This window comes from Streptomyces sp. NPDC091649 (assembly GCF_044756785.1).
GTDB lineage: Bacteria > Actinomycetota > Actinomycetes > Streptomycetales > Streptomycetaceae > Streptomyces.
Genome location: NZ_JBIVTR010000015.1, coordinates 54,703 through 78,485, shown reverse-complemented (window position 1 = coordinate 78,485; position 23,783 = coordinate 54,703). Strand labels below are relative to the sequence as shown.

General features: G+C 72.3%; 25 protein-coding genes, 2 pseudogenes and 1 riboswitch. Of the genes and pseudogenes, 7 read left to right on the top strand and 20 right to left on the bottom strand.

Annotation, left to right across the window (positions count from 1 at the left end):
* Nucleotides 1-32 precede the first annotated feature (32 nt).
* The 4 genes from ACIQMU_RS23560 to bioB all read right to left on the bottom strand — a co-directional run bounded on the left by ACIQMU_RS23560 (nt 33) and on the right by bioB (nt 4,313).
* Entirely contained in the window at nt 33-719 is a 687-nt protein-coding gene (locus ACIQMU_RS23560; protein ID WP_402689616.1) for a class I SAM-dependent methyltransferase, read from the bottom strand.
* A gap of 266 nt (nt 720-985) precedes the next feature.
* Complete coding sequence (gene bioD, locus ACIQMU_RS23555; protein ID WP_352242255.1) at nt 986-1,678, bottom strand: dethiobiotin synthase; 693 nt, start codon at nt 1,676-1,678, stop codon at nt 986-988.
* 6 nt (nt 1,679-1,684) lie between these two features.
* On the bottom strand, nt 1,685-3,040 hold the full coding sequence (locus tag ACIQMU_RS23550; protein ID WP_352242256.1) for an adenosylmethionine--8-amino-7-oxononanoate transaminase: 1,356 nt from the start codon (nt 3,038-3,040) through the stop codon (nt 1,685-1,687).
* Nucleotides 3,033-4,313 carry a biotin synthase BioB gene (gene bioB / locus ACIQMU_RS23545; protein WP_352242257.1) on the bottom strand — a complete coding sequence of 427 codons (1,281 nt, stop codon included), beginning with the start codon at nt 4,311-4,313 and terminating at the stop codon, nt 3,033-3,035. Before bioB ends, ACIQMU_RS23550 begins: the two co-directional genes overlap by 8 nt.
* Nucleotides 4,314-4,502: 189 nt before the next feature.
* Here bioB and ACIQMU_RS23540 point away from each other — a divergent pair, with 189 nt between their 5' ends.
* Nucleotides 4,503-5,663, top strand: coding sequence for an 8-amino-7-oxononanoate synthase (locus ACIQMU_RS23540; RefSeq protein ID WP_402689615.1), 1,161 nt, complete (start codon nt 4,503-4,505; stop codon nt 5,661-5,663).
* Here the strand turns inward: ACIQMU_RS23540 and ACIQMU_RS23535 are convergent.
* Nucleotides 5,656-5,835 (bottom strand): annotated as a pseudogene (locus tag ACIQMU_RS23535) (DUF397 domain-containing protein); the annotation flags it as partial. The gene ACIQMU_RS23540 and the pseudogene ACIQMU_RS23535 sit on opposite strands and share 8 nt — an antisense overlap.
* Before the next feature lie 138 nt (nt 5,836-5,973).
* Nucleotides 5,974-6,822: pseudogene (locus tag ACIQMU_RS23530) on the bottom strand (helix-turn-helix domain-containing protein); the annotation flags it as partial.
* Between the two features lie 234 nt (nt 6,823-7,056).
* Here ACIQMU_RS23530 and ACIQMU_RS23525 point away from each other — a divergent pair.
* A complete protein-coding gene (locus ACIQMU_RS23525) occupies nt 7,057-7,488 on the top strand; it encodes an ATP-binding protein (RefSeq protein ID WP_352242259.1) in 432 nt (143 codons plus the stop codon).
* A gap of 269 nt (nt 7,489-7,757) precedes the next feature.
* Here the strand turns inward: ACIQMU_RS23525 and ACIQMU_RS23520 are convergent, their stop codons facing one another.
* A complete protein-coding gene (locus ACIQMU_RS23520; RefSeq protein ID WP_352242260.1) occupies nt 7,758-8,699 on the bottom strand; it encodes a LysR family transcriptional regulator in 942 nt (313 codons plus the stop codon).
* A gap of 73 nt (nt 8,700-8,772) precedes the next feature.
* On the opposite strand from ACIQMU_RS23520, the gene ACIQMU_RS23515 reads away from it, so the two are divergent.
* Nucleotides 8,773-9,432 (top strand): LysE family translocator, encoded by a 660-nt coding sequence (locus ACIQMU_RS23515; protein WP_352242261.1) that lies wholly within the window; start codon nt 8,773-8,775, stop codon nt 9,430-9,432.
* Nucleotides 9,433-9,542: 110 nt separating this feature from the next.
* Here ACIQMU_RS23515 and ACIQMU_RS23510 read toward each other — a convergent pair whose 3' ends face one another.
* From ACIQMU_RS23510 to ACIQMU_RS23500, 3 genes are all read right to left on the bottom strand, one after another.
* Complete coding sequence (locus tag ACIQMU_RS23510) at nt 9,543-10,013, bottom strand: C40 family peptidase (protein ID WP_352242262.1); 471 nt, start codon at nt 10,011-10,013, stop codon at nt 9,543-9,545.
* Between the two features lie 3 nt (nt 10,014-10,016).
* A riboswitch (cyclic di-AMP (ydaO/yuaA leader) is annotated at nt 10,017-10,179 on the bottom strand.
* Between the two features lie 375 nt (nt 10,180-10,554).
* Nucleotides 10,555-10,860: a hypothetical protein gene (locus tag ACIQMU_RS23505; protein ID WP_402689614.1), complete on the bottom strand. Its 306-nt coding sequence runs from the start codon at nt 10,858-10,860 to the stop codon at nt 10,555-10,557.
* 37 nt (nt 10,861-10,897) lie between these two features.
* Nucleotides 10,898-11,503: an ATP-dependent Clp protease proteolytic subunit gene (locus ACIQMU_RS23500; protein ID WP_352242264.1), complete on the bottom strand. Its 606-nt coding sequence runs from the start codon at nt 11,501-11,503 to the stop codon at nt 10,898-10,900.
* Between the two features lie 124 nt (nt 11,504-11,627).
* Between ACIQMU_RS23500 and ACIQMU_RS23495 the strand changes: the two genes are divergently transcribed.
* Nucleotides 11,628-11,912, top strand: coding sequence for a type II toxin-antitoxin system Phd/YefM family antitoxin (locus ACIQMU_RS23495; RefSeq protein ID WP_352242265.1), 285 nt, complete (start codon nt 11,628-11,630; stop codon nt 11,910-11,912).
* Between the two features lie 87 nt (nt 11,913-11,999).
* Here ACIQMU_RS23495 and ACIQMU_RS23490 read toward each other — a convergent pair whose 3' ends face one another.
* Nucleotides 12,000-12,983 carry an ABC transporter permease gene (locus ACIQMU_RS23490; protein ID WP_352242266.1) on the bottom strand — a complete coding sequence of 328 codons (984 nt, stop codon included), beginning with the start codon at nt 12,981-12,983 and terminating at the stop codon, nt 12,000-12,002.
* A gap of 123 nt (nt 12,984-13,106) precedes the next feature.
* Between ACIQMU_RS23490 and ACIQMU_RS23485 the strand changes: the two genes are divergently transcribed.
* The gene (locus tag ACIQMU_RS23485) at nt 13,107-13,727 is read left to right on the top strand and encodes a TetR/AcrR family transcriptional regulator (protein WP_352242267.1); all 621 of its coding nucleotides are present in this window, start codon (nt 13,107-13,109) and stop codon (nt 13,725-13,727) included.
* A gap of 165 nt (nt 13,728-13,892) precedes the next feature.
* Here ACIQMU_RS23485 and ACIQMU_RS23480 read toward each other — a convergent pair whose 3' ends face one another.
* The 7 genes from ACIQMU_RS23480 to ACIQMU_RS23450 form a co-directional block, all read right to left on the bottom strand.
* Nucleotides 13,893-14,936, bottom strand: coding sequence for an NAD-dependent epimerase/dehydratase family protein (locus ACIQMU_RS23480; RefSeq protein WP_402689613.1), 1,044 nt, complete (start codon nt 14,934-14,936; stop codon nt 13,893-13,895).
* A gap of 64 nt (nt 14,937-15,000) precedes the next feature.
* Nucleotides 15,001-15,714: a lysophospholipid acyltransferase family protein gene (locus ACIQMU_RS23475; protein WP_352242269.1), complete on the bottom strand. Its 714-nt coding sequence runs from the start codon at nt 15,712-15,714 to the stop codon at nt 15,001-15,003.
* A gap of 168 nt (nt 15,715-15,882) precedes the next feature.
* The gene (locus tag ACIQMU_RS23470; RefSeq protein WP_033894103.1) at nt 15,883-16,041 is read right to left on the bottom strand and encodes a hypothetical protein; all 159 of its coding nucleotides are present in this window, start codon (nt 16,039-16,041) and stop codon (nt 15,883-15,885) included.
* 66 nt (nt 16,042-16,107) lie between these two features.
* The gene (locus ACIQMU_RS23465; protein ID WP_352242270.1) at nt 16,108-17,058 is read right to left on the bottom strand and encodes a cytochrome c oxidase assembly protein; all 951 of its coding nucleotides are present in this window, start codon (nt 17,056-17,058) and stop codon (nt 16,108-16,110) included.
* Between the two features lie 120 nt (nt 17,059-17,178).
* Nucleotides 17,179-18,204: a 6-phosphofructokinase gene (locus ACIQMU_RS23460; RefSeq protein WP_352242271.1), complete on the bottom strand. Its 1,026-nt coding sequence runs from the start codon at nt 18,202-18,204 to the stop codon at nt 17,179-17,181.
* 142 nt (nt 18,205-18,346) lie between these two features.
* The gene (locus tag ACIQMU_RS23455; protein ID WP_352242272.1) at nt 18,347-19,075 is read right to left on the bottom strand and encodes a glutamine amidotransferase; all 729 of its coding nucleotides are present in this window, start codon (nt 19,073-19,075) and stop codon (nt 18,347-18,349) included.
* Between the two features lie 34 nt (nt 19,076-19,109).
* A complete protein-coding gene (locus tag ACIQMU_RS23450; protein WP_352242273.1) occupies nt 19,110-20,348 on the bottom strand; it encodes a MurT ligase domain-containing protein in 1,239 nt (412 codons plus the stop codon).
* Nucleotides 20,349-20,461: 113 nt separating this feature from the next.
* Here ACIQMU_RS23450 and def point away from each other — a divergent pair, with 113 nt between their 5' ends.
* Nucleotides 20,462-21,007, top strand: a complete 546-nt coding sequence (def, locus tag ACIQMU_RS23445) for a peptide deformylase (protein WP_352242274.1) — start codon at nt 20,462-20,464, stop codon at nt 21,005-21,007.
* A 144-nt stretch (nt 21,008-21,151) separates the two neighbouring features.
* On the opposite strand, the gene ACIQMU_RS23440 is transcribed toward def, so the two are convergent.
* Nucleotides 21,152-21,808: a TetR family transcriptional regulator gene (locus tag ACIQMU_RS23440; RefSeq protein WP_352242275.1), complete on the bottom strand. Its 657-nt coding sequence runs from the start codon at nt 21,806-21,808 to the stop codon at nt 21,152-21,154.
* A 185-nt stretch (nt 21,809-21,993) separates the two neighbouring features.
* Between ACIQMU_RS23440 and ACIQMU_RS23435 the strand changes: the two genes are divergently transcribed.
* A complete protein-coding gene (locus ACIQMU_RS23435; protein WP_352242276.1) occupies nt 21,994-23,220 on the top strand; it encodes an acyl-CoA dehydrogenase family protein in 1,227 nt (408 codons plus the stop codon).
* Nucleotides 23,221-23,276: 56 nt separating this feature from the next.
* Here the strand turns inward: ACIQMU_RS23435 and ACIQMU_RS23430 are convergent, their stop codons facing one another.
* Nucleotides 23,277-23,765: a glutathione peroxidase gene (locus ACIQMU_RS23430; protein WP_352242277.1), complete on the bottom strand. Its 489-nt coding sequence runs from the start codon at nt 23,763-23,765 to the stop codon at nt 23,277-23,279.
* Nucleotides 23,766-23,783 lie beyond the last annotated feature (18 nt).

Here is a 23,783-nt window from a genome sequence, read left to right as displayed (position 1 = left end):
CGAACGGCTCGCGTGCGCACCCGCCCGCCGGCTCAGCCCCCGGTGAACGGCTTGCGTGCCACGCCCAGGAAACAGGGGGACGAAGGCAGCTGGAGACCCGTGTCCGGAATCCGCAGCCTGCGGTACGTGCCCAGCGCGAAGCCCGCCGCCTCGATCGCGGCCAGTGGCTCCCGGGCTGTGTGACAGCCGCCGAAGAGCCGCGGCCACAGGGTTCGGTCGGCCGCCCGCTGAACCGTGGCCAGCGCCCGGCCCGGTGCCAGCCCGTGCTCGAAGAACCGCAGTTCACCGCCCGGACGCAGGACCCGCCTGATTTCGGCGAGTGACCGGGGCAGATCCCGTACGGTGCACAGGACCAGGGACACCACCGCCCCGTCGAAAGCCTCGCTCTTGACCGGCAGCGCTTCGGCGGCCCCCGGAACGACGTCCACCGGCACCTCGGCGCGCAGGGCGGAGCGGACGGCGAGCTGCCGCAGCGAGCGTTCCGGCTCCAGCGCCACGACTTCCGAGACGGCGGCGGGGTAGTGGGCGAAGTTCAGCCCGTTCCCGGCGCCGATCTCGATGATCCGACCCGAGAGCCCTGCCAGCAGCTCCTCGCGGTACGCGGCGATGCCGCCTTTCCGGTCGGCGGTCGCGCTCACTCGTGCGTAGAAACGGGCGAAGACCGGGTGGTGCACGGCGTCCCGGGGGACTTTCGGGGCTTTTCTGCTGCGGGGTGGCATGACGGACCTCCATGAGGAGTGGACGTAACGCTCCTCCACGATTCTCCCCCGGATCGGCCCGGCTCTCCCCGCTCCCGCTCGGACGGGCCGTGCCGTCCGGCCCCGTCGCGCGCCGAGCTGTATCGATCCGGACGACTTCTCGGCCCGCACCGGTGCGGACAGCCCGCACCGGTGCGGACAGACGGTGGCGGACGCGAGGCGGTGACGGGTCTCGTCGTCCAGGCGGGCGGGGTCCGTTCCTTCGAAGGGCCCCAGCAACGCCTCGGTCAGCGCGAGGTCCAGGTCCCTCCGAGCTCCGGAGCCAGCCAGCCCGGCGCGCGCGCCGCGAAGTCGGCGCCCGACAGGGAACCCGCACCGGCCGACACCGCGCCCAGCAGCGGGGCATCGGCCGCGACCGGCAGGTCCTCGATGTTGCAGCGGGCCGCGAGGTCCGGCTCCGCGGGCATGCTGCCGATCACGACGCCCCGGCAGCTCAGCCCCCGGTTCCGCAGCGCCTCGGCCGTCAGCGTCGTGGCGTTCAGCGTGCCCAGGCCCGCGGGGGCCACCACCAGCACCGGCGCGGACAGCAGCCGGGCCGCGTCCGCCAGGGTGCCGCCCTCGTCGTCGAACCGCACGAGCAGCCCGCCCGCCCCCTCCACCAGCACGAGATCGTGCTCGGTGGCCAGCTTCTCCGCCGCCTCGGCGACCTCGAAGGGCCGCACCGGCGCGAGCCCCGCCCGCCGGGCGGCCGTGGCCGGGGCCAACGGCTCGGGGAACCGGGCCAGTTCGACGGCGGTGACATGGCTTCCCGCCAGGCGCGCGACCTCGGCCGCGTCACCCGGCTCCCCGGGCGCGAGCCCGGTCTGCGCGGGCTTGAGCACCGCGACCCGGCGGCCCCGCGCGGCGGCCGCCACAGCGGCGGTCACCACGGTCTTGCCGATCTCCGTGCCCGTACCGGACACCACCAGAATCGTCGACATGCCGACTCAGCCCTCCCGTGCCGCGGCGCACACGGCCCGGCAGATCCGTGCCACGTCCCCGTCACCCGTGACGTACGGCGGCATCGTGTAGACGAGGTCGCGGAACGGCCGCAGCCACACGCCCTCACGCACGGCCGCGCGCGTCGCCGCCGCCATGTCCACCTCGTGGTCGAGCTGGACGACCCCGATCGCGCCCAGGACGCGTACGTCCACCACTTGGGCGATGTCGGAGGCGGGAGCGAGCCCGGCACGCAGGCCCGCGCCGATCCGTGCCACCTCGCCCTCCCAGTCCTGTCCGAGCAGCAGGTCCACGGAGGCCGAGGCCACCGAGGCGGCCAGCGGATTGCCCATGAACGTCGGCCCGTGCGCCAGCACCGGCACCTCGCCGCTGGAGATGCCCTCGGCCACCCGCGTGGTGCACAGTGTCGCCGCCATCGTGAGATAGCCGCCGGTCAGCGCCTTGCCGAGGCACATGACGTCCGGCGCGATCCCGGCATGGCCGGAGGCGAACAGCTTGCCCGTACGCCCGAAACCGGTCGCGATCTCGTCGAGGACCAGCAGGACGTCGTGCTCGTCGCACGCCTCCCGCAGCACCCGCAGATAGGCGGGGGAGTGGAACCGCATCCCGCCGGCCCCCTGCACCACCGGCTCCACGATGACCGCCGCGAGTTCGTCGGCGTGTGCGGCGATCAGCTCCCGCAGGTGCGTCGCGTAGCCGGGGTCCGGCTCCGCGTCGAAGCCGTCCGGCGGGGCGTCGGCGAAGACCTGCCGGGGCAGGGACCCCGACCACAGCTCGTGCATCCCGCCGTCCGGGTCGCACACGGACATCGGCTGCCAGGTGTCCCCGTGGTAGCCCCCGCGCCAGGTCAGCAGGCGCCGCTTGGCCGGACGTCCGGCCGAACGCCAGTACTGGAGGCACATCTTGACCGCGACCTCCACGGAGACCGACCCCGAGTCGGCGAGGAAGACGTGCTGGAGCGGCTCGGGGGTGATCTCCACCAGCCGGGTCGCCAGCCGGACGGCCGGCTCGTGGGTGAGCCCGCCGAACATCACATGGCTCATCCGGTCCAGCTGGCCGCGTGCGGCCTCGTTGAGCACCGGGTGGTTGTAACCGTGCACCGCCGACCACCAGGAGGACATGCCGTCCACCAACTCGTGCTGTCCCTCGACGGGTTCGGCGAGCCGGAGCCGTACGCCGGAGGCCGACTCCACGATCAGCGGCTCCTGGCGGCCCGGCATCGGACCGTAGGGGTGCCACACATGGGCGCGGTCGAGCGCCCGCAGCACCTCGGGGGCGTACGGCCTCGGCGCCGCGGGGCCGCCGAAGCCGTCGGCGGAACCGGTGGTGTGCGGTTCAGGCATTGGGCGCGAGGTCCGTTCCGGCGCCGCGGCGGCGGACCGCCACCAGGTCCGTACGGGCCGCGCCGTCGCTCTCCGTACGCGAGGCGGCGCCCACACTCTTCCCGGCGCCCGCCGCGGCCCCCGGCTCCTGTTCCCCGTGGCCGCCGCACGGCCCGCAGCCCCCGCCCCCTTCATGGGAACCGCGGCCCGGGGCTCCGGCCGTCCCGTGCGATCCGCAGGACCCCTCCGCCGCGGGCTCCTGTGTGCCGCAGCCGCCGCCCAGCGCGTCGGCCCGGTGGCGCGGCAGTGTGGTGGTGCCCGCGCCCTCCACCTCGAAACCGGCGTCCGCGATCATGTCCAGGTCGGTCTGGCCCGCCTGGCCCTCGCTCGTCAGATAGTCGCCCAGGAAGATGGAGTTGACCAGGTGGAGCGCCAGCGGCTGCATCGAGCGCAGGTGCACCTCGCGGCCCCCCGCCAGCCGCACCTCGACGTCGGGGCAGACGAAGCGGACCATCGCCAGAATGCGCAGGCAGCGCTGGGGGGTGAGGTTCCACTCCTTGGCGAGCGGCGTTCCCTCGAACGGGATCAGGAAGTTCACCGGCACCGAGTCCGGGTCCAGGTCCCGCAGCGCGAACACGACGTCGACGAGGTCCTTGTCGCTCTCGCCCATGCCGGCGATCAGCCCGGAACACGCCGAGAGACCGGCGGCCTGGGCCTGCTGCACGGTCTCCACCCGGTCCGCGTAGGTGTGCGTGGTGGTGATCGCCCCGTACGTCTCCTCGGAGGTGTTGAGGTTGTGGTTGTACGCGTCGGCGCCCGCCGAACGCAGCCGGTCGGCCTGCCCGTCGGAGAGCAGACCGAGGCAGGCGCAGACCTCGACGCCCTCGTTCTCCTCCTTGATCGCCTCGATGGTCTTCGAGACCCGGTCCACGTCACGGTCCGTCGGGCCGCGCCCGCTCGCCACCAGGCAGACCCGCTTGGCGCCGCCGGCCACCCCGGCGGCGGCGGCCTTGGAAGCCTCGTCGGGCTTCAGCCAGGTGTACTTGAGGATCCCGGCCTTCGAACCGAGCCGCTGCGAGCAGTAGGAGCAGTCCTCGGGACAGAGCCCCGACTTCAGGTTGACCAGATAGTTGAGCTTGACGCGCCGCCCGAACCACTGACGGCGCACCTTCCCGGCGGCCGCCACCACGTCGAGCAGCTCGTCGTCGGAGGTCGCCAGTACGGCGAGCGCTTCTTCGCGGGTCGGCAGTTCGCGCCGCAGCCCCTTGTCCACCAGCGTGTTCAGCAGGTCCATGAAAGATGATCCTGGCGTACGGCACCGCCTCCAGCCAAGGAGGAACCAGACAGGAGACCCGGGCGAGGGTGTGTGTATTGCCACACCCTGACCTGCTGCGCGCCCCGCTAGGGTCTGTTGGCTGCCTACAAAAGGGACCGTTCGCACCGGACCGTCCGCGAGCCGCCCGCCTACTCAAGGGACCGCCCCATGTCCTTCGCCCCGTTCGACTGGATCGACGCCGAGGCCCGCGGCCGGGCCGCCGCCGGACTCGTACGCACCCTGCGTCCGCGCGGTGCCGAGCCGGAGCTGCTGGACCTCGCGAGCAACGACTACCTGGGTCTCACGCGGCACCCGGAGGTGATCGCCGCCGCGGCCGCCGCCGCCCATCGCTGGGGGGCCGGGGCGACGGGGTCCCGGCTGGTCACCGGCTCCACCGTCCTGCACGCCGAACTCGAACGGGAACTGGCCGCGTTCTGCGGGTTCGAGGCGGCCCTCGTGCTCTCCTCCGGGTACGCGGCCAATCTCGCCGCGCTGACCGCGCTGTCCGGGCGCGGCTCTCTCATCGTCTCCGACGCCGGCAACCACGCCTCGATCGTGGACGGCTGCCGGCTCTCCCGCGCCGGGACCGCCGTCGTGCCGCACGCCGACCCGGAGGCGGTCGCCAAGGCGCTGGGGGCGCACGACGGGCGGGCCCTGGCGGTCACCGACTCGGTCTTCTCCGTCGACGGGGACGCCGCCCCGCTTCCCGCTCTGGCGGAGGTATGCCGTGCCGCGAACGCGGCCCTGCTGGTCGACGACGCCCATGGCCTCGGAGTCCTGGGCGACGGCGGCCGCGGCGCACTCGCCGGGGCCCGGCTGGCGGGCGGCGACGGGATCGTGGCCACGCTCACCCTGTCCAAGTCCCTGGGCAGCCAGGGCGGAGCGGTCCTGGGATCCGCCCGGGTCATCGACCACCTGGTCAACACGGCCCGTACGTTCATCTTCGACACCGGACTCGCCCCGGCGGCGGCCGGCGGCGCGCTCGGCGCCCTCGGAGTCCTGCGCCGGGAACCCGAACGGGCGGCCCGCGCCCGGAACGTGGCCACCGCGCTGTACACGCGGCTCACCGCGGCCGGGCTGAGGGCGGTCCGGCCCGACGCGGCCGTCGTCTCCGTCCGGGCGCCCTCGGCGGACGCGGCGGTGCGCTGGGCGGCCGACTGCCGCGCGGCCGGAATGGCGGTGGGCTGCTTCCGCCCGCCGTCGGTACCGGACGGCGTCTCCCGGCTGCGCCTGACCGCCCGGGCCGACCTGACCGAGGAGCAGATCACGGCCGCGGTGGCCACGGTCCTCGCCACCGCTCCCCGGCAGGCGGACGCACCGGTCAGCTGACGGGGCGCGGACCGGCCCCGTGCGGACCGAGCCCGGCCACGAATGTGCTCCAGGCCGCCAGGGAGAAGCGCAGTGGCGGCCGGTCCACGTCCTTCGCATCGCGTACGGCGAGGAGCGTGCCGCCGAACCGCGCGGTCTCCACGCAGTTGTTCATCCCGGTCGAGTGGCTGCTGCGCTTCCACCGCGGACCGGACGGCGGCGGCACCGAGGTCGGTGCGACGGTCGGCGTGTCGGACGATGTGACGGTCGGTGCGGGACGGTCGGGCATGGTGCCCCCTCGGGCAGTCGGACGGGCCGGTTTCCCCTGGCCGCGGCTGATAGCGGTGATGAGGTCCAGCGAGCGCTCGGGCGACAGCGCGTGCGCCTGCAAGGTACGGAAGGCCGAGCTGTACGCCTCAAGGTCTTCTTTCCGCTCCAGATAGAGGCTACTCGTCAAGTGGTCAAGAACGACCACGTCCAGATCAGAAATGTTCGGAAAGGAGAAAATAACGAAAGGTCCAGTGAGCCCGACGTAGCCGCCGACCGAGAACGGCAGTAACTGAAGCTGCACGTGCGGGAGTTGGGACACCTGGCGCAAGTGCTGCAACTGATCCCGCATCACCTCCGGCCCGCCCACCTCACGATGGAGCACCGCCTCGTCCAGCACGGCGGTGAACCGAAGCGGCGGACTCGTGCGCAGCACCCGCTGGCGGGTCAGCCGCACCTCGACGAGGGAGTCGAGCCGGCCGGCCGGCAAGCCGTCCAGCGAGGCCCGGGTCACGGCCCGCGCGTATCCGGCGGTCTGGAGCAGTCCCGGCACCACCGAGGTCTCCAGCGTCCGGACCGTACTGGCCTGGGACTCCAGACTGATGAAGTCGCGGTACTGCGGTGGGATCAACCCGCGGTAGGCGTGCCACCAGCCCGAACCGCCGCCGCCGGCCGACCCGGCGAGCACCTCGAACAAGGAACGCAACTGGGTGTCGCGCACCGCGTAGGCATCCAGCAGCCGTGACACATCGGCGGGTGTCACCCCGCTCGCGCCCGTCTCGATGCGGCTCACCTTCGACTGGTGCCAGCCGAGCAGCCGCGCTGCTTCCCGGCTGGTCAGCCCGGAGGACTGGCGCAGGCTCCGCAGCTCCTCACCGAGCTTGCGCCGCCGGACGACAGGGCCGTTCGGCATGCCGGTCTCCTTCTGCTGTCGGGAAGGGCCGGTCCGTCATCGGACCGGCCCGCGGAGGGGTCAGTGTGCCGTCTGTCCACGCCGTACGAGCCCCGAATTCACCGCTTCGAGCGACAGATATATGCATATCTTGGCCGAACGCCGTTACAGGGAGCTGCATCAATGGCAATCTGGCGCGAAGCACCATCCTGGCCGAACGCCCGTCGGCCGGGGCTCGAAAGGGACGGCGTCGCCATGGCAGACCATCAGGAAGCAACCGTCACTCTGCCGAGCGATCCGGTCTCGGTCTCCTCGGCCCGCAGATATGTGGCCAGGGCCCTGTCCCAGTGGGGCCTGCCGGATGACACCGAGTTCGCGGACACCGTCCGGCTGATCATCTCGGAGCTGGCGACCAACGCCGTCCAACACACGTTCGGCCAGTCGCCCACCTTCACCGTGGACCTGCGCCTCGAACGCGACGAGGAACTGTACATCGGCGTCACGGACAGTCACCCCCGATGGCCCCAGAGGCTGCCCGCGGCCGTGCGGCAGGACAACGGCCGGGGCATGGTCATCATCCGGGCGCTGGCCAAGGAGCGCGGCGGACGGCTCCAGGTCACCCCGACGGCGGAGGGCGGTAAGACGGTCTGGATCGCGCTTCCGTGGGCGCTCCCGCTCCAGGGCTGAAGAGCGCGTGCGCAGCGCGGACGGAGGCGAGATCGTCTCCGCCGTCCCTCTCGCGCCGAATCGCGCGTGCGCAGCGCAAACGCCGGAAGACGTCACAGGTCCGGGGACCCCGGGCAGGGAGGGCCGCCCAGGTCGGGGCCGGCCCTCCCTGCCCGGGGGTCGCCCCGGAGGCCAGCGGTGGCCGCAGGCCCGGGGCCTGCCGCGGGCCCGCCGGTCGGCCGTAGGCTCCGGGCCGCCCCGCAGGCTTCGGGGCGGCCCCGCCGGGCGGATCACCCCGCCGGGAGCCGGTTCGCCGCCGGGGCCGTGCCTCCGCGGCCGAATCCGCCGCGCAGCAGCGCGAGCAGCGTCGCCGCGGCGGCGGTCGACCGCTCGCCCCGGTGTACGACCGAGATGGTCCGGCGGAACGACGCGGGCTCCAGCCGCCGTACCGACAGCGGGGCCGCCGCCATCGAGGCGACCATCTCCGGCACCACGGCCACGCCCAGGCCCGCGCTGACCAGCGCGCACACCAGCGCGTACCCGGGCGACTCGCAGACCACCGCGGGGGTCGCCCCGGCGTCGGCGAGCGCCTTCTCGACCCCGCGCCGGGGCGGATGCGTGGGGGCGCTGCTGATCAGCGGCCGCCCCGCCAGTTCGCTGACCGCCAGCCGCCCGGTGCCCTCGGCGAGCCGATGGCCCACCGAGGTGACCAGCACCAGCTCCTCGACCAGCAGGGGTTCCACGAGAACACCCACGGGCGGCGGGCCGGCCGTCGCCGGCTCGTAGGCGTGGGTCAGGGCGAGGTCCACATCGCCCGCGGCCACCGCGGCGACCCCGCCGGGCGGTTCGTAGTCGGCGACGGCCAGTTCCACTTCCGGATGAGCCCGCCGGAACGCGCTCAGGACCGGTGGCAGCAGATGGATCCCGGCCGTCGTGAACGTGCCCACCCGCAGCCGGCCGCCCGAGAGCCCCGCCAGGCGCGCCAGCTCGTGCCGTGCCTGGTCGAGTTCGTCCAGGACCCGTCGGGCCCGGCCCGCCAGCAGTTCGCCCGCAGCCGTCAGCCGCGCACCGCGATGGTGGCGCACGAGCAGCGCCGCTCCCGCCTCCCGCTCCAGTTTCGCCAGCTGCTGGGAGAGGGCGGGCGCGGTGTAGCCCAGTCGGGCGGCGGCCCGGGTGATCGATCCGGCCTCAGCGACCGCCACGAGGGCCGCGAGGCGTGTCGGGTCGTACATGAAGCGTTCCTTTAGGCAGACCCAGAAGATTGCAAGTACACGCTAAAGGCTCCGCCGGTCCAAGGTGGACCTCATGGACGCACAACTGATCGCCTTCACGGGGGTCGCCGCTGGCATGGTCGCGCTGCCCGGCGCCGATTTCACCGTCGTCGTACGCAACGCCCTGGCCTCCCGTACCGCCGGCCTGGCCAGCGCGCTCGGCGTCGCCGGAGGGCTGCTGGTGCACACAGGGCTCGCGGTCGCCGGGCTCGCCGCGGTGCTGGTGACGATGCCGGTGCTCTTCCGCGGCGTCCAGCTGCTCGGCGGCGCGTACGTGTTGTACCTCGGGATCAGCGCGCTGTACGCCATCCGCCGCCGCCCGTCGGCGGGCGGTCCGGGTACGACCTCCGCCACGGAGGAGGGCGTACCGGAGCGGCCCGCACCCGGGGAGTTCGGACGTGCCCTGCGCCAGGGATTCCTGACGAACGCGCTCAATCCGAAGGCCCCGGTCCTCTTCCTCAGCCTGTTGCCGCAGTTCGTGCCACACGGGCAGCCGCCACTGCCCCGGACCCTGCTGCTCGCCGCCCTGGTGGTGGCGCTGGCGCTGATCTGGTTCCCGGCCGTCGTGCTGCTCGTGGACCGGCTGGGCCGGTGGCTGCGCCGGCCGCGTACCGCCCGGGCCATCGAGGGCGGCAGCGGCGTGGCGCTCACCGGTCTGGGACTCGCACTGGTCACCGGCCCGCTGCTGCGCTGAGGACGCTGCGGGCGCCCCCGGAGGCCGGGGCGTGCACGGCGGGCCCGGTCGTCCACGGCGGCCCGGAAAGGGCCCGGGCCGCCCGCACGAAAGAGCGTCCGGCCGGTGGGTCAGCGGACCCGCCCGTACCGGACGCTCTTGGACCAGATTTTCGCCAGTCGCACCACGTCCCCCGACTTGGGGGAGTGCCAGATCTTCCCGGCACCGGCGTAGATGCCCACGTGGTAGACGCCGCGCCCCGAATGGAAGAAGACGAGATCGCCGCGTTTGCGCTGTGACTTCGCGATATGACGGGTCTTGTTGTATTGCTGCTGCGCCGTGCGGGGAAGCTTCTTCCCCGCTCTCTTGAACGAGTAGAGCGTCAGCCCCGAACAGTCGAAGCGGCTGGGGCCGGCCGCCCCGTACTTGTAGGGAGCGCCCTTCTTCGACGCGGCGATCTTCAGGGCCTTGGCCGAGTGGGTGGCGGCCTCGGCGTCGTTCACCAGGCCGGGTGCCAGCATCGTGGACGTCAGGGCCAGGGTGAGTGCCGAGGCCGTGCCGACCCGGGCGAACAGAGACGGGACATGAACCTGCGCAGACATGCGCAACCCTTCGTCAGCCGCCTGTGAAGGATGACCTGTCGGGTTCGGGCTGGCGAAGTTGCCCGGCCGCGTCGCGGCTTCACCCCGAGGGCTTCCCGGTCTCCCGGTCGGCCCGTTGTGCTCGGGTCCTCCACTCCTGCCGATCCACTTCTGTCGACCAGTCATCCGGGCGGCGGCAGGACTCGGCGTCCGCCCGGACCGCCCCGCCGCGGTGGCGGGGGCTTGTCGTCCCACGGATCTTGACTCACTCCGAGCCGGATTTCCGAGCCGAAACAGGGGTTTGTGAGTCTCCTCACCACTGACCCATTCAGGTGGACAGGCCGGATTCGTGCTCGGAGACGAGCCGGACGCACCCGCTCGCACCAGCGAAGAAAGGGCGCATTTCGAGTACGGCCCGCGTGCTGAACGCAAGTTGAGCCGTCGCTCGCGCGAGTGATCGCCTACGCCGAACGAGCGAGCGAAATCGGGCACGGGGCCGGGCGTGTCGTGGGCGGGGGCGACGCGCACACTCGCGTATGGCGCGTCCCTCCCGCGGAGCCGGTCAGTTCCCGGGCGGCGGCATCGCTACCCGGCCCGCCCTGCGCTCCCCGTCCAGGACGCGCAGGGCCCGCGCCAGGGTGGCGGCGTGGACCCGCGACTCGCCCCGCTCGTGCATCAGGGCCAGGGCGTCGCGCAGGGCCGCCGCCCCGGAGGCCAGGGCCTGGGCCGCCCGCAGCGCGCTGTAGGTGTCGCTGCCGCGGGCCGGGTTGATCCGGCCCACCTGGTCGAGCACGGCCAGATAGCAGTCGACGAACTCGCCTTCGGCGCGGGTCAGTGCGGGCAGGGGCGGGAGTTCGGTCAGCTCCATCGGCGTTTCACCTCGCGTCGTACGGCGGCCCGGAGAGTCAGCGGTTTTCCACGACGTGGTCGATCAGCCCGTAGGCGAGGGCGGCGTGTGCGTCGAGGATGGTGTCGCGCTCGATGTCGGCGGCGATCTGCTCGGCGGTCCGGCCGGTGTCCCGGACCAGCATGGCCGCGAACATCTCGCGGGTGCGCACCAGTTCGCGCGCATGGATCTCCAGGTCGGACGGCTGGCCCCGCATCGGCTCCTCCATCGCGGGCTGCTGGATGACTACCCGCGCGCCGGGCAGCGCATGTCGGCGTCCCTTCGCCCCGGCCGCGAGCAGGGCCGCCGCGTAGGAACCCGCCTGCCCCAGGCAGAAGGTCTCCACCTCGCAGGTCAGGAACCGCACGGTGTCGTAGACCGCCGCCATCGCCTGGAACGAGCCGCCGGGAGAGTTGATGTAGAGCGACAGGGGCCGGTCCGGATCGGCGTGTTCCAGATACATGAACTGGGCGATGAGGTCGCTCGCCGCGATGTCGTCGATCGGGGTTCCGAGGAAGACGATCCGCTCCGACAGCAGCTTGGAGTACGGGTCCAGCGTCCGGGTTCCGGTCGCGGTGCGCTCGGTGATCTCCGGCAGTACGTAGCGCGCGGTGGGGCGGATCATGGCGGTGCCTTTCTCCTGAAGCCGACCATCCGTCTGTCCGTCCATCGGTCCCGGGGGCCGTGGGCCCACGGCCCCACGGCCTGTAAAAAATGTACAGGACGTACGGAAGGTTATGATGGGGACTATGTCCTACGAGATTCCGGTGACGCAAGCACGGGCGGAGCTAGCCGAACTGATCAACCGCGTCGTCTACGGCGGTGAACGCGTCGTGGTGACGCGGCACGGCAAGCCGCTCGTCGCGCTGGTTTCCGCCGCTGACCTGCAACAACTCGAAGCGGAGGAGTCTGCGGCCGAGGAGCGGGTGATCAGCTCCGTCTCCTCGATCGGCTCGGCGCCCTCCGCTCAGGGCGAACGGCGCAGGTTCGGTATCGCCGCCGAGCACCGCCCCCACGACGGCCGGGACAGCTGACCTCCAGACTGCCCCCGTCGTAGTGCGAAGCCGGGTGCCCCTCCGGTGCGAGAGGCGCCCGGCTCGGTGCGCGTGCGGGCCCGGCGCTCAGCCGGCCAGGGCGGGCGACCGGACGGGCTCGGCCGGCCCGGCCGACGCCGGTGCGCGGCGGGCGAGCAGCACTGCCGCGAGGCCGGACGCCGACCAAAGGGACAGCGTCAGCAGGGCGCCGCCCGCCGCGTTGCCGTCGAAGAAGGCGACCGAGCGGAGCAGTGAACCGCCCGCGCCCGGCGGGAGCCACTGGCCGATCGTGCCCACGGGCTCGGGCAGCAGCTCCGGTGCGCTGGTGACGCCGGAGAAGGGATTGCCCAGCAGGACCATCAGCAGCGCGCCGAGCCCGATGCCGCGCGGCCCGAACAGCGCGGCGAGCCCCGCCACGGCCGAACCGATGGCCAGCACGGTGAGCGCGAGCACTCCCGCCTCCGCCCACCAGTCGCCCGCGAGCACGCCGAGCCGGCTGTGCGCGACGGCCGTGGCGGCGAGGCCCGCCAGTGCCGCCGATCCGAGGAGGGTCACCGCGGCCCGTGCCCCGCGCAGTCCCGTCAGGGTGACGACGGCTCCGGACGCCATCCCCGCCAGGGCCGGCGGCAGGACGCTCGCACCGAGTGCGCTGCCCCGGGGGTCCCCGGGCGGCGCGGCGACCACATCGGTGACCCGGACCGGCGTGCCCTCGGGGGCGGACGCCGCCACGGCCTCGCGCAGCAGCTGTGCGACGACGGGGCTCGCGGCCGAAGCGGTGAGCAGCCGGGGGCCCTGCTCGGTGGCGACGACGGCTCCGTAGACGACCCGTTTCTCGATCGCGGCGTGGGCGGCGGCCTCGTCGTCGAAGCGGTGTACCTCGAAAGCCCCGTCGCGCTTGTCGAACAGCTGCTCCAGCCGCTGAGCGGCCGGTGCCGCCCCCGCCACCCCGACCGGAAGGTCGCGCGGGGCGACCCGGGCGGCGGGCCAGGCGAAGGCCCAGAGGGCGAGCGTCACCAGCAGGGGAACCAACAGGATGACCGCCACCGCGCGGCGGTCGGGTGCGGTGGGCATGGCGGGGCCTCGATTCGTGCGGCGATGGCTCTATAGAGAAGGATCGTTCGTTTTACGACCTGGTTCCACTGCCGGCACGCCGTGCTCGATTGTCAAGAAGGAATGTTCGTTTTAGATTGGCCCATGGCTCGCGTATCCCAGGAACACCTCGACGCCCGCCGCCGTCAGATCCTCGACGGCGCGGCGCGCTGCTTCGCCCGCAACGGGTTCCACGGCACGTCCATGCAGGACGTCCTGCGGGAGGCCGGCCTGTCCGCCGGAGCGGTCTACCGCTACTTTCCCGGCAAGGAGGACATCATCGCGGCGATCACCGAGGAGACCTTCGCCGCCATTCGCGGCGCCTTCGAGGACGCCTCGCGCATGACGCCGCCCCCCACCCCGGACGCGCTGCTCGGCCGGGTGCTCGGCGGGGTGCTCGCGGGGGAGGTGCACGGGCTGGAGCGGCGGGCCTTCGCCGCGCTCGTCGTCCAGCTCTGGTCGGAGACGCTGCGCGACGAACGGCTTGCCGCACTGCTCGACGACGGCTACGCCACCATGCGCGTCGTCTGGTCGAAGCTCGTCGACGCCTACCGTTCCGCCGGAATTCTGGGGAGCGACGTGCCCGGCGACCATGTGGCGCGCACGATGATCGCGACGGCGCAGGGCTTCATCGTGCAGGAGGCGCTCTTCGGGGACGTGTCCCCCGAAGTGCTGGAGAACGGCCTGCGGGGGCTGATGTCCATGAACCCGCGAAGGACCGACTGACGCAACGGAAGGACCCGGCCGGATGGACGCCCGCCCGCGCACAGGTGGGGCCGTCCGGTGCGCGAGGTACCCGCTCGCAGGGAAGGCGAGCGGGGCGGTGTCACGTGCGTCCCAGCCGTCACCGAAGGCGCGTGCCGCCCACCGCCCGGCCGGGCGGTGGGCCGTTCAACGCCGCCCCCGGTCGTGCGCCGCCAGCCAGGCGTCCTCCGCCGCGTAGTCGAAGAGCCAGGCGCCGTAGTTGGCGAGCATCTTCGGGAACGCCTCCCGCCAGTCGCGCTCCGCCAGCTGCCCGGCGAGCCACTCGACCGTTTCCGGCAGCGACTCCACGTACCCGGTCACCGGGCGGTACCCGAGCTGCTCCTCGGCGGCCGTCATGTCGTAGACCACGGGGTGGGCGCCGCTCCACGGGGTCACCCCGACACGCCCCTCCGGGGAAGCGCCGTCGATCAGCACCGTCTCCGTCTCCCGCCCGAGCACGTCGTCGATGGCCGACGCGATCTCCGCGACCGCGGGGGCCTCGGGATCGGCCGCGTTGAGCACCCGGGACGCCGGCCGCCGCGCGGCCAGCCGGATCAGCTCCGCCGCGTTGGACACGTGCAGCGGGTGGAAGCGGCTCTCCCCGCCGTACGCCAGCACCCGGCGCCGGCGCCCGTCGACCAGGCGCTTGACCACGTACAGCTCGCGCGGTGTGCGGCCGTGGACCGCGCCCGCGCGCAGCAGTGTCACCGGCAGTGCCTCGCCCGCCGCCAGCAGTTCCCGCTCCAGCAGCACCTTCCGCGTCCCGTACGTGGCGTTCCCCGGCGCCACCGTGCGCTGGGTCTCCGGCAGCGGCACCGGGTAGCGGGGGAAGCCGTCCGGCTCCGCCTGCGTGTCGAAGCTGCGGCCCCGCTCGTCCTCGTACACCGCCCCGCTGGAGATCACCACGGCCGAGCCGATCCGGCCGGCCAGCCCGGTCAGCTGCCGGGCGTGCGCGCCGCCGAACGCCACCATGTCGACCAGCACGTCACAGCCGTCGCCCAGCGCCCGGCCGAGGGCCCCCTCCTCGTCCCGGTCGAGCGCCACCGCCCGGACGCCGGCGTCCCACCGTCCGTCCCGGCCGCCGCCGCGCGAGGCGGCGGTGACCTCCCATCCGTCCTCGGTCAGCGTCCGCACCGCGGCCCGCCCGATCTGGCCCGTCGCTCCCAGCACCCATGCGTGTCCCTTGCTCATGAACCCGACGCTAGGGGTGCGGCCGTGCCGGGACGAGGCCGCTCTGCTGGTGGCGAATGCGCCGTCAGCGTCGCAGCTTCGGGAACTTCCTCGGCGCCGCCTTCTCCTCGGCCGCCTTCACCTCGGCCGCGTACGCGTCCACGTACTCCTGACCGGAGAGTCCGAGGATCGCGTACATGATCTCGTCCGTCACGGCCCGGATCGCCGCCTTCTGGTTCTCCATCCCCGCGTAGCGGGAGAAGTCCAGCGGTTCGCCGAAGCGGATCGCGACCCGCTTGATCTTCGGTACGACCTGGCCGGGCGGCTGGATCTCGAAGGTGCCGACCATGGCGCAGGGAATCACCGGCACCTGCGCGGTGATCGCCATCACCGCGACCCCGACCTTCCCCTTGTAGAGCCGGCCGTCGTGCGACCGGGTGCCCTCGGGGTAGATCCCCAGCAGTTCGCCCCTGCTCAGCACGCCGAGCCCCTCGCGGATGGCCGCCTGCCCGGCGTCCTTGCCCGACCGGTCCACGGGGATCTGTCCCGCGCTGCGGAAGAAGGCGGCCGTGAGCCGGCCCTTGATCCCGGGGCCCGTGAAGTACTCGGCCTTCGCCAGGAAGGTGATGCGGCGCCTGATGATGGACGGCATCAGGAAGTGGTCGGAGAAGGAGAGGTGGTTGCCCGCGACGATCGCCGCGCCGTCCTCCGGGATGTTGTCCAGGCCCTCGGTGCGGGGCCGGAACAGCAGCCGTAGCACGGGCCCCAGCAGGACATATTTCAGCACGTAATAGAACACCTTGCGGGTGCACCTCGCTCTGCCGGGTCGGCGTAAGGGCTGCGTACTACCAGGTCACGATGGGGCCCACAGGCCGGGCCCCGGCGCCCCGGGAGAGACATCACCCACCGGTCTCCCGGGCTCGTACCCTCCTGCGGGCTCCTCAGGCGTGGTCACCCGACGCGGAGATCAGGTGTCCTGCGTGGCCAGCATGCCGAGGGTGCACAGGCCCAGCACCACCCAGCCGAACCACAGCCAGCCGCTGCTTCCCAGCGCCACGGTGTAAGCGGTCACCGCGACCAGCGCCCCGACGGTCGTGTATCCCATGGTCTTCGTCGATCCGGACATGCGCGCACGCTCCTCGTCGGCCGCGCGGCCGTTGTCCCCATGGTCACCCCGTACGCGCCCTCCGCGCTACTGTCCGCGCGCCTGCAAAGACGCGAGATAGGCGTTGTACGCCACCAGCTCCTTGTCACCGTCGCGGTCTGCCGCCCGGTCCGAGCGCCGGGCGGTGCGCTGCTCGGAGCGGTACCACTGGAAGACCAGCGCGATCAGCACCAGCACGGAGGGGATCTCGCTGAACGCCCACGCGATGCCGCCCGCCCAGTTCTGGTCGCTCAGGGCGTCGATGCCCAGCGAGGCGGGCGGGTTGCGGTACGTCTCCACCATCGGCGTCGACGCCATCATCAGCGCGATCCCGAAGAACGCGTGGAAGGGCATCCCGGCGAACAGCTCCAGCATCCGCATCAGGTACCCGGGGCGGTGCGGACCCGGGTCCACGCCCATGATCGGCCAGAAGAAGACCAGACCGACGGCGAGGAAGTGCACCATCATCCCGATGTGGCCGGGCTTGGAGCCCATCAGGAAGTCGAAGATCGGCGTGAAGTACAGCGCGTACAGGCTCGCGATGAACAGCGGGATCGTGAACACAGGGTGCGTGATGATCTTCATGTACCGGCTGTGCAGCAGCTTCAGCAGCAGCTCCCGCGGTCCGGTCCGCCCCCGGCCGGCCGGGGGCAGCGCGCGCAGCGCCAGCGTCACCGGAGCGCCCAGGAGCAGCAGGATCGGCGACAGCATGCTGATCACCATGTGCTGCACCATGTGCACGCTGAACATGACCATGCCGTAGTCGTTGAGCTTGGTGCACATCACCAGCGCGATGCTCAGCACGCCCACGGTGAAGAACACGGTCCGGTTCACCGGCCAGCCGTCCCCGCGCCGACGCAGCCGCACCACGCCGTACCCGTACAGGGCGAGCGCCAGGACGCAGCCGGTCAGGAAGAACGGGTCGACGGACAGCTCCAGCCCCCGCCCCAGCGTGAACGGCGGCAGGTCCATGTTCATGCCGTGCCCGCTGTGATCCATCTGTTCACTCCCGATGGGGACACGTCCCCGTTTCGTGCCGGTTGTCCGGTCCAGAGTAGAACTGCCCCCGGCCGCGTTCGCGGCCGGGGGCAGTTCCGGGGATCTGGTGTCGCGGGCGCTCTACAGCACGCACTCCGCCTCGGCGTAACGCTCGGCCGGGACCGTCTTCAGCGTCTCGACCGCCTCCGCCAGCGGGACCATCACGATGTCGGTGCCGCGCAGGGCGGTCAGCATCCCGAACTCGCTCCGGTGCGCCGCCTCCACCGCGTGCCAGCCGAACCGGGTCGCCAGGACCCGGTCGTAGGCGGTCGGCGTCCCACCGCGCTGCACGTGGCCGAGGATGACCGGGCGGGCCTCCTTGCCGAGCCGCTGCTCCAGCTCCCCGGAGAGCTGCGTGGCCACCCCGGCGAACCGCTCGTGGCCGTAGACGTCCTTGACGCCCTGCTCGAACTGCATGGAGCCGGCGCGCGGCTTCGCACCCTCGGCGACCACCACGATGGCGAACTTCTTGCCCGCCGAGAAGCGCCTGCCGACCAGCTCGCTCAGCTCGTCGATGTCGAAGGGGCGCTCGGGCACCACGATGGCGTGGGCTCCGGCGGCCATGCCGGAGTGCAGGGCGATCCAGCCGGTGTGACGGCCCATCACCTCGACGATCAGCACCCGCTGGTGCGACTCGGCGGTGGTCTTCAGCCGGTCCAGCGCCTCGGTGGCGACGCCGACGGCGGTGTCGAAACCGAAGGTGACGTCGGTGGAGGCGATGTCGTTGTCGATGGTCTTGGGGACGCCGACGATCGGGAGACCGGCCTCGGAGAGCAGGTTCGCGGCCTTGAGCGTGCCCTCACCGCCGATCGGGATGATGGCGTCCAGGCCGAGGTCCGCGACATGGCCGCGGGCGCGCTCCACGCCGTCGCGCAGATGTGCGGGCTGGACCCGGGAGGAGCCGAGGATCGTGCCGCCGCGGGCCAGGATGCCGCCCACCGCGTCAAGGTCGAGCTTGCGGTAGTCGCACTCCAGCAGGCCCTTCCAGCCGTCGTGGAAGCCGATGACCTCGTCGCCGTGGTCCACCACCGCACGGTGCACGACGGAACGGATGACGGCGTTGAGGCCGGGGCAGTCGCCACCGGAGGTGAGTACGCCAATGCGCATGGCCCGAGAACCTTTGCAACGTGGGTTGACGACCGGACCACGTCGTCCGGTTGGATCCCCGCCACCCTACCGGCGCAGGGTGGCGGGACCGAACCGGCCGTCCGCCTGCTGGACTCCGCTCAACCGAGCGGAAAACCCCTCATCAGACGGGCTGTGTCGCCGACGCGATCCGCTCGGCGCGCAGGGCGTCGTACCAGCGGTCGTCGGTCGGCGGCAGCGCGTTCACGTCGAGGGCGAGCTTCAGCAGGAGATCGGCGATCTGCGGATTGCGGGCCAGCACCGGACCGTGCATGTACGTCCCGAAGACCGTGTCGTTGTACGCGCCCTCCGTGCCGTCCCCGGTGCCGTTCCCCCGGCCGAACTGCACCCGGGCCAACGGCCGTGCCGTCGGGCCGAGATGGGTGACGCCCTGGTGGTTCTCGAACCCGGTCAGCTGCGGCAGGCCGAGGTGCGGGTCGATGTCCGCCAGTACGTCGCCGACGCACCGCGCTCCCTCGCCGCGCGTGGAGACAACGTCGAGCAGACCGAGACCGGCCTCGCGCTCGCCGAGGTCGTTGACGAACTCGTGCCCGAGGATCTGGTACCCCGCGCAGACCGAGAAGATGATCGCACCGTTGGAAGCGGCCCGGCTCAGCCCGCCGTCGCGGCGCAGCCGCTCGGCCGCGAGGCGCTGCGGCCGGTCCTCACCGCCGCCGATCAGGTAGACGTCGCCGGACGTCGGCACCGGCTGGTCGCTGCGCACGTCGACGCGCTGCACGTCCAGACCGCGCTGACGGGCCCGCCGCTCCACGACCAGGGCGTTGCCCTGGTCGCCGTAGGTGCTGAGCAGGTCGGGGTAGACCCAGACCAGACGCAGACCGTTGTTGCTCATGCTTCGTCCTCTCCGGAGGTGGCCGGGGCCGGGGTCAGTTGCCGACACGACGGCGCAGATCCTGGAAGGCGGTGTAGTTGGCGATGACCTCGATACGGCCGGGCGGGGCGTGCTGCACGGCCTCGTCGAGCGTCTCGCAGACCCGGAAGTCGAGGCCGGCCACTTCGAGGCGGACCGCGAGGTCCAGCTTCCGGTCGCCGAGCACGAAGATCGGGTGGTCGGCCAGCTGGGTGTAGTCCACGTCCCACAGCCAGGAGGTGTCCGTGCCGTCCGCGCCGCGGGCGTTCACCGAGAGGATCACCGGCGTCGGCGGCGGGTCGATCAGTGAGAACGTCTCCAGCCAGCCGGCCGGGTTCTTCGCCAGCAGCAGACGCAGCTCACGGTTCTGGAAGGTGACGACGTCATAGCGTCCGGCCACCGCCTGCACCTGGTACATCCGCTCCAGCGCGACCTGCGGCGGCACCCCGAAGACGGCGGCCACGGCCGCCGAGCTCGTGGCGTTCGCCTTGTTCGCGCGGCCCGGCAGCTGGAGGTGGATCGGCCAGGCCGAGCCGTGCGGGTCCAGGACGTAGTCGCCGTTCAGCGCCCAGCTCGGGGCGGGGCGGCGGAAGCCGCACTGCCCGCAGAACCAGTCGTCGCCCGGCCGCTGCATCACACCGCCGCAGGACGGGCAGGACCAGGCGTCGTCCTTCCACGCCTGGCCGGCCGCGACCCACACCACGTTGGCCGAGGAGGAGGCCGCCCAGACGACCAGCGGGTCGTCCGCGTTCGCGATGATCACGGCCTTCGAGCCCGACAGGCCCTCACGCCAGTGCTCGGCCATCATCCGGGTCTCCGCCGCGCGGTCCAGCTGGTCGCGGGAGAGGTTGAGCAGGGCGATCGCCTTGGGCGTGGTGTCGCGGGCGACCCCCGCCAGATACTTCTCGTCGACCTCGATCACGCCGAACTTCGCGTCCGAGCCGCCGGCCAGCGCCGAGGTGATGCCCGCGGGCATGTTCGCGCCTAGTGCGTTCGACACGACGGGCCCGGCGGCCCCCAGCGCCTCGGCGATCAGCCGGGTGGTCGTCGTCTTGCCGTTCGTCGCCGACACGAGGATCACGTCCAGGTGCTGCGCCAGCCGCCCCAGCAGGTCGGGGTCGAGCTTGAGCGCCACCCGGCCGCCGATCACCGATCCGCTGCCCCGCCCCGCGGCGCGTGACACCGCCGCCGCGGCCTTGCCCGCCGTCACGGCCAGTTTGGCCCGCGGCGACAACGGCTCCGTGTTGCCTGCCATCGTCCTAGATCCTCCTTGCATCGGTCCGCGCCCAGCCTATCGATGTCCGGCGCGGCGACCGCACCGCGGCACCACGGAACTCCCCGGCCCCGGCGGAACGTAGGCTGGTCGCCATGCGAAACCGCCCGATCCCCGGCAGTTCCGGACTCGTCCGTGAGATGAGCCTGCTCGGCGACCCGTTGCTCCACCGCGCCTGCGAGGACGTCACGGATTTCGGCCCGTCGCTGGCGAGACTGGTCGAGGACATGTTCGCCACGATGTACGCCGCACAGGGTGTCGGGCTCGCCGCCAATCAGGTCGGCGTCCCGCTCAGGGTGTTCGTCTACGACTGCCCGGACGACGACGACGTCCGCCATCTGGGACACGTGGTCAATCCCGAACTGGTCGAGGCGGACGGACTCACCGTACGCGGACCGGAGGGCTGTCTGTCACTTCCCGGCCTGGAAGCGGGCACGGAACGCTTCGACCACGCGGTCGTCGAGGGCCTCACGATGACCGGCGAGCCGGTGCGGATCGCCGGGACTGGGTGGTTCGCCCGGTGCCTCCAGCACGAGTGCGACCACCTGGAGGGCACCGTCTACACCGACCGGCTGACCGGGTTGCGGCGCACCCGCGCGCTGCGCGCCGCGCGGCGTGCGCCCTGGGCGCGTCGGGGCTGAGTGCCCGCTCGCGGAATCGGGCCCGGCCAGGAGCCGGCGAGCCTCCTGCTCTCGCTCCGGGCCAGGCCACGGGGCGGAGCCGGACGGACTCCGGAAGTCCTGGCCGCGGAAGGGGCCGAGCGCCGGGCCGGGAGCCCGGGCGGGTCAGAAGCCCGGCCCGCCCCGGCGGTCGCCCGTCTCCGAGAGCCTGCCCCACAGCAGATCGGCCAGGCTGCTCACCAGCCGCTCGCGCGAGCAGGGCCGGTCGCCGAGCCACCAGTCGCCCGCCGCGTGCATCATGCCGACGATCCCGTGTCCCCAGATGCGTGCCATCTGCTCGCTGTCCGGGCCCAGGTCGACCCGCTCGGCGATCACCTGGCCCAGCTCCTCGCCGAGGCGGCGCAGCAGCGGGGCGGAGTGCCGGCCGACGTCGAAGCCCTGCTCGGGGGAGGGGGCGGCGTCGGCGCTGTCGGACGGGTGCATCAGGAAGCGGTAGACCTGCGGGCGGGCCTCGATCGCGGCGAGGTAGGTGTCGAGCGTGGACTCCACCCGCTCCCGTCGGTCGGCGGGAGCGTCCAGGGCGGCTCGCAGGGCGCTGAGCAGCGCGTCGGTGTGGCGCTTGGCGAGGGCGCGGTAGAGGCCGCCCTTGTCGCCGAAGTGGCGGTAGAGGATGGGTTTGGTGATCCCGGCCTCGGCGGCGATGGCGTTCATCGATGCCTGCGGCCCGTCTCTGAGCACCACCCGGTCCGCCGCTTCCAGCAACTCGCGGCGACGGCGCTCGGCCGCGGTCCGCTGTCGCTCGGCGCTTCGTGCGGTCTCCATGTCGTCTCTCCCACCCCTGGCCACGCGATGCCGTCGCACCGCCTCTGCACGCCCGCGCAACGTAACACTCCACAGCGAGGGCGTTTGATCGGGCGCCAGGCGGTTGACAGTACCTACTTGCCGGTAACAGACTGTGGTTACCGCAAGTAACGCATGGTTTTCGTCGCAGTCCCTGGAGGGGAAACATGGCCGAGTTCACGCTTGAGCTCAACGATGACCAGAAGCAGGTCAGGGACTGGCTCCACGGTTTCGCGGCGGATGTCATCCGCCCCGCCGCCGCGGAGTGGGACGAGCGTGAGGAGACTCCCTGGCCCGTCATCCAGGAAGCGGCCAAGGTCGGCATCTACTCCCTGGACTTCTACGCCCAGCAGTTCTTCGACCCTACGGGGCTCGGCATCCCCATGGCCATGGAAGAGCTCTTCTGGGGCGACGCGGGCATCGCCCTGTCGATCGTCGGTACCGGCCTGGCGGCCGTCGGCGTCCTCGCCAACGGCACCGAGGAGCAGATCGGCACCTGGATCCCGCAGATGTACGGCGACCCCGACGACGTGAAGGTCGCCGCCTTCTGCTCCTCCGAGCCCGACGCCGGGTCGGACGTCGCCTCGATGCGGACCCGGGCCGTCTACGACGGGGCCAAGGACGAGTGGGTCCTCAACGGGACCAAGACCTGGGCCACCAACGGGGGCATCGCAGGCGTCCACGTGGTCGTCGCCGTCGTCGACCCCGACATCGGCTCCAAGGGGCACGCCTCCTTCATCGTGCCGCCGAACACGCCCGGCCTCTCCCAGGGCCAGAAGTTCAAGAAGCACGGCATCCGCGCCTCCCACACCGCCGAGGTGGTCCTGGAGGACGTCCGCGTCCCCGGACACTGCCTGCTCGGCGGCAAGGACAAGCTCGACGAGCGCCTCGCCCGCGCCCACGAGCGCGCCAGGGCCGGCGGCGAACGCGTCAAGAACGCGGCGATGGCCACCTTCGAGGCGTCCCGCCCGGCCGTCGGCGCGATGGCCGTGGGCACCGCCCGCGCCGCCTACGAGGTGGCCCTCGACTACGCGAAGACCCGCAGTCAGTTCGGCCGCCCGATCATCGACAACCAGGGCATCGCCTTCCAGCTCGCCGACATGCGCACCCGGATCGACGCGGCCCGGCTGCTGGTCTGGCGCGCCTCCTGGATGGCCACCACCGGAAAACCGTTCACCTCGGCCGAGGGCTCCATGTCCAAGCTGTACGCGAGCGAGACCGCCCGGGACGTCACCGCGCAGGCCATCCAGATCCTCGGCGGCAACGGCTTCACCCGCGAGTACCCGGTCGAGCGCATGCACCGCGACGCGGCCATCTACACCATCTTCGAGGGCACCAGCGAGATCCAGCGCCTGGTGATCGCCCGCACGCTCTCGGGCATGCCGATCCGCTAGCGGCGAGCCGGACGAGGGCCCGGGACGAGTCAGGCCCCGGGCCCCTCTCCGCGCCCTCAGGCGGGCAGTTGCGCCTCGATCGCCGCCACGACCTCCGCGGACTCGGGCTCGGAGCGCGGACGGATGCGGGCCACCGGCTCGCCGGCCGGCGAGAGGAGGAACTTCTCGAAGTTCCACTGGACGTCCCCGGCCTCCCCGTCCGCGTCCGCCAGCTTCGTCAGCTCCACGAACAGCGGGTGCCGGTCCGCGCCGTTGACGTCGGTCTTCTCCAGCAGCGGGAAGGTGACCCCGTACGTCGCCGAGCAGAAGCTCTGGATCTCCTCCGCGCTGCCCGGCTCCTGCCCGGCGAACTGGTTGCACGGGACGCCGAGCACTGTCAGGCCCCGGTCCCCGTAGGTCTGCTGCAGCCGCTCCAGGCCCTCGTACTGCGGGGTGAGACCGCACTTGGAGGCCACGTTCACCACGAGGACGGCCCGGCCGTCGTACGCGCCCAGCGTGGTCGGCTCGCCCGCGAGGGTGCGCAGCGGAATGTCGTGCAGCGTCATGTAGCTCTCCCTGATCAT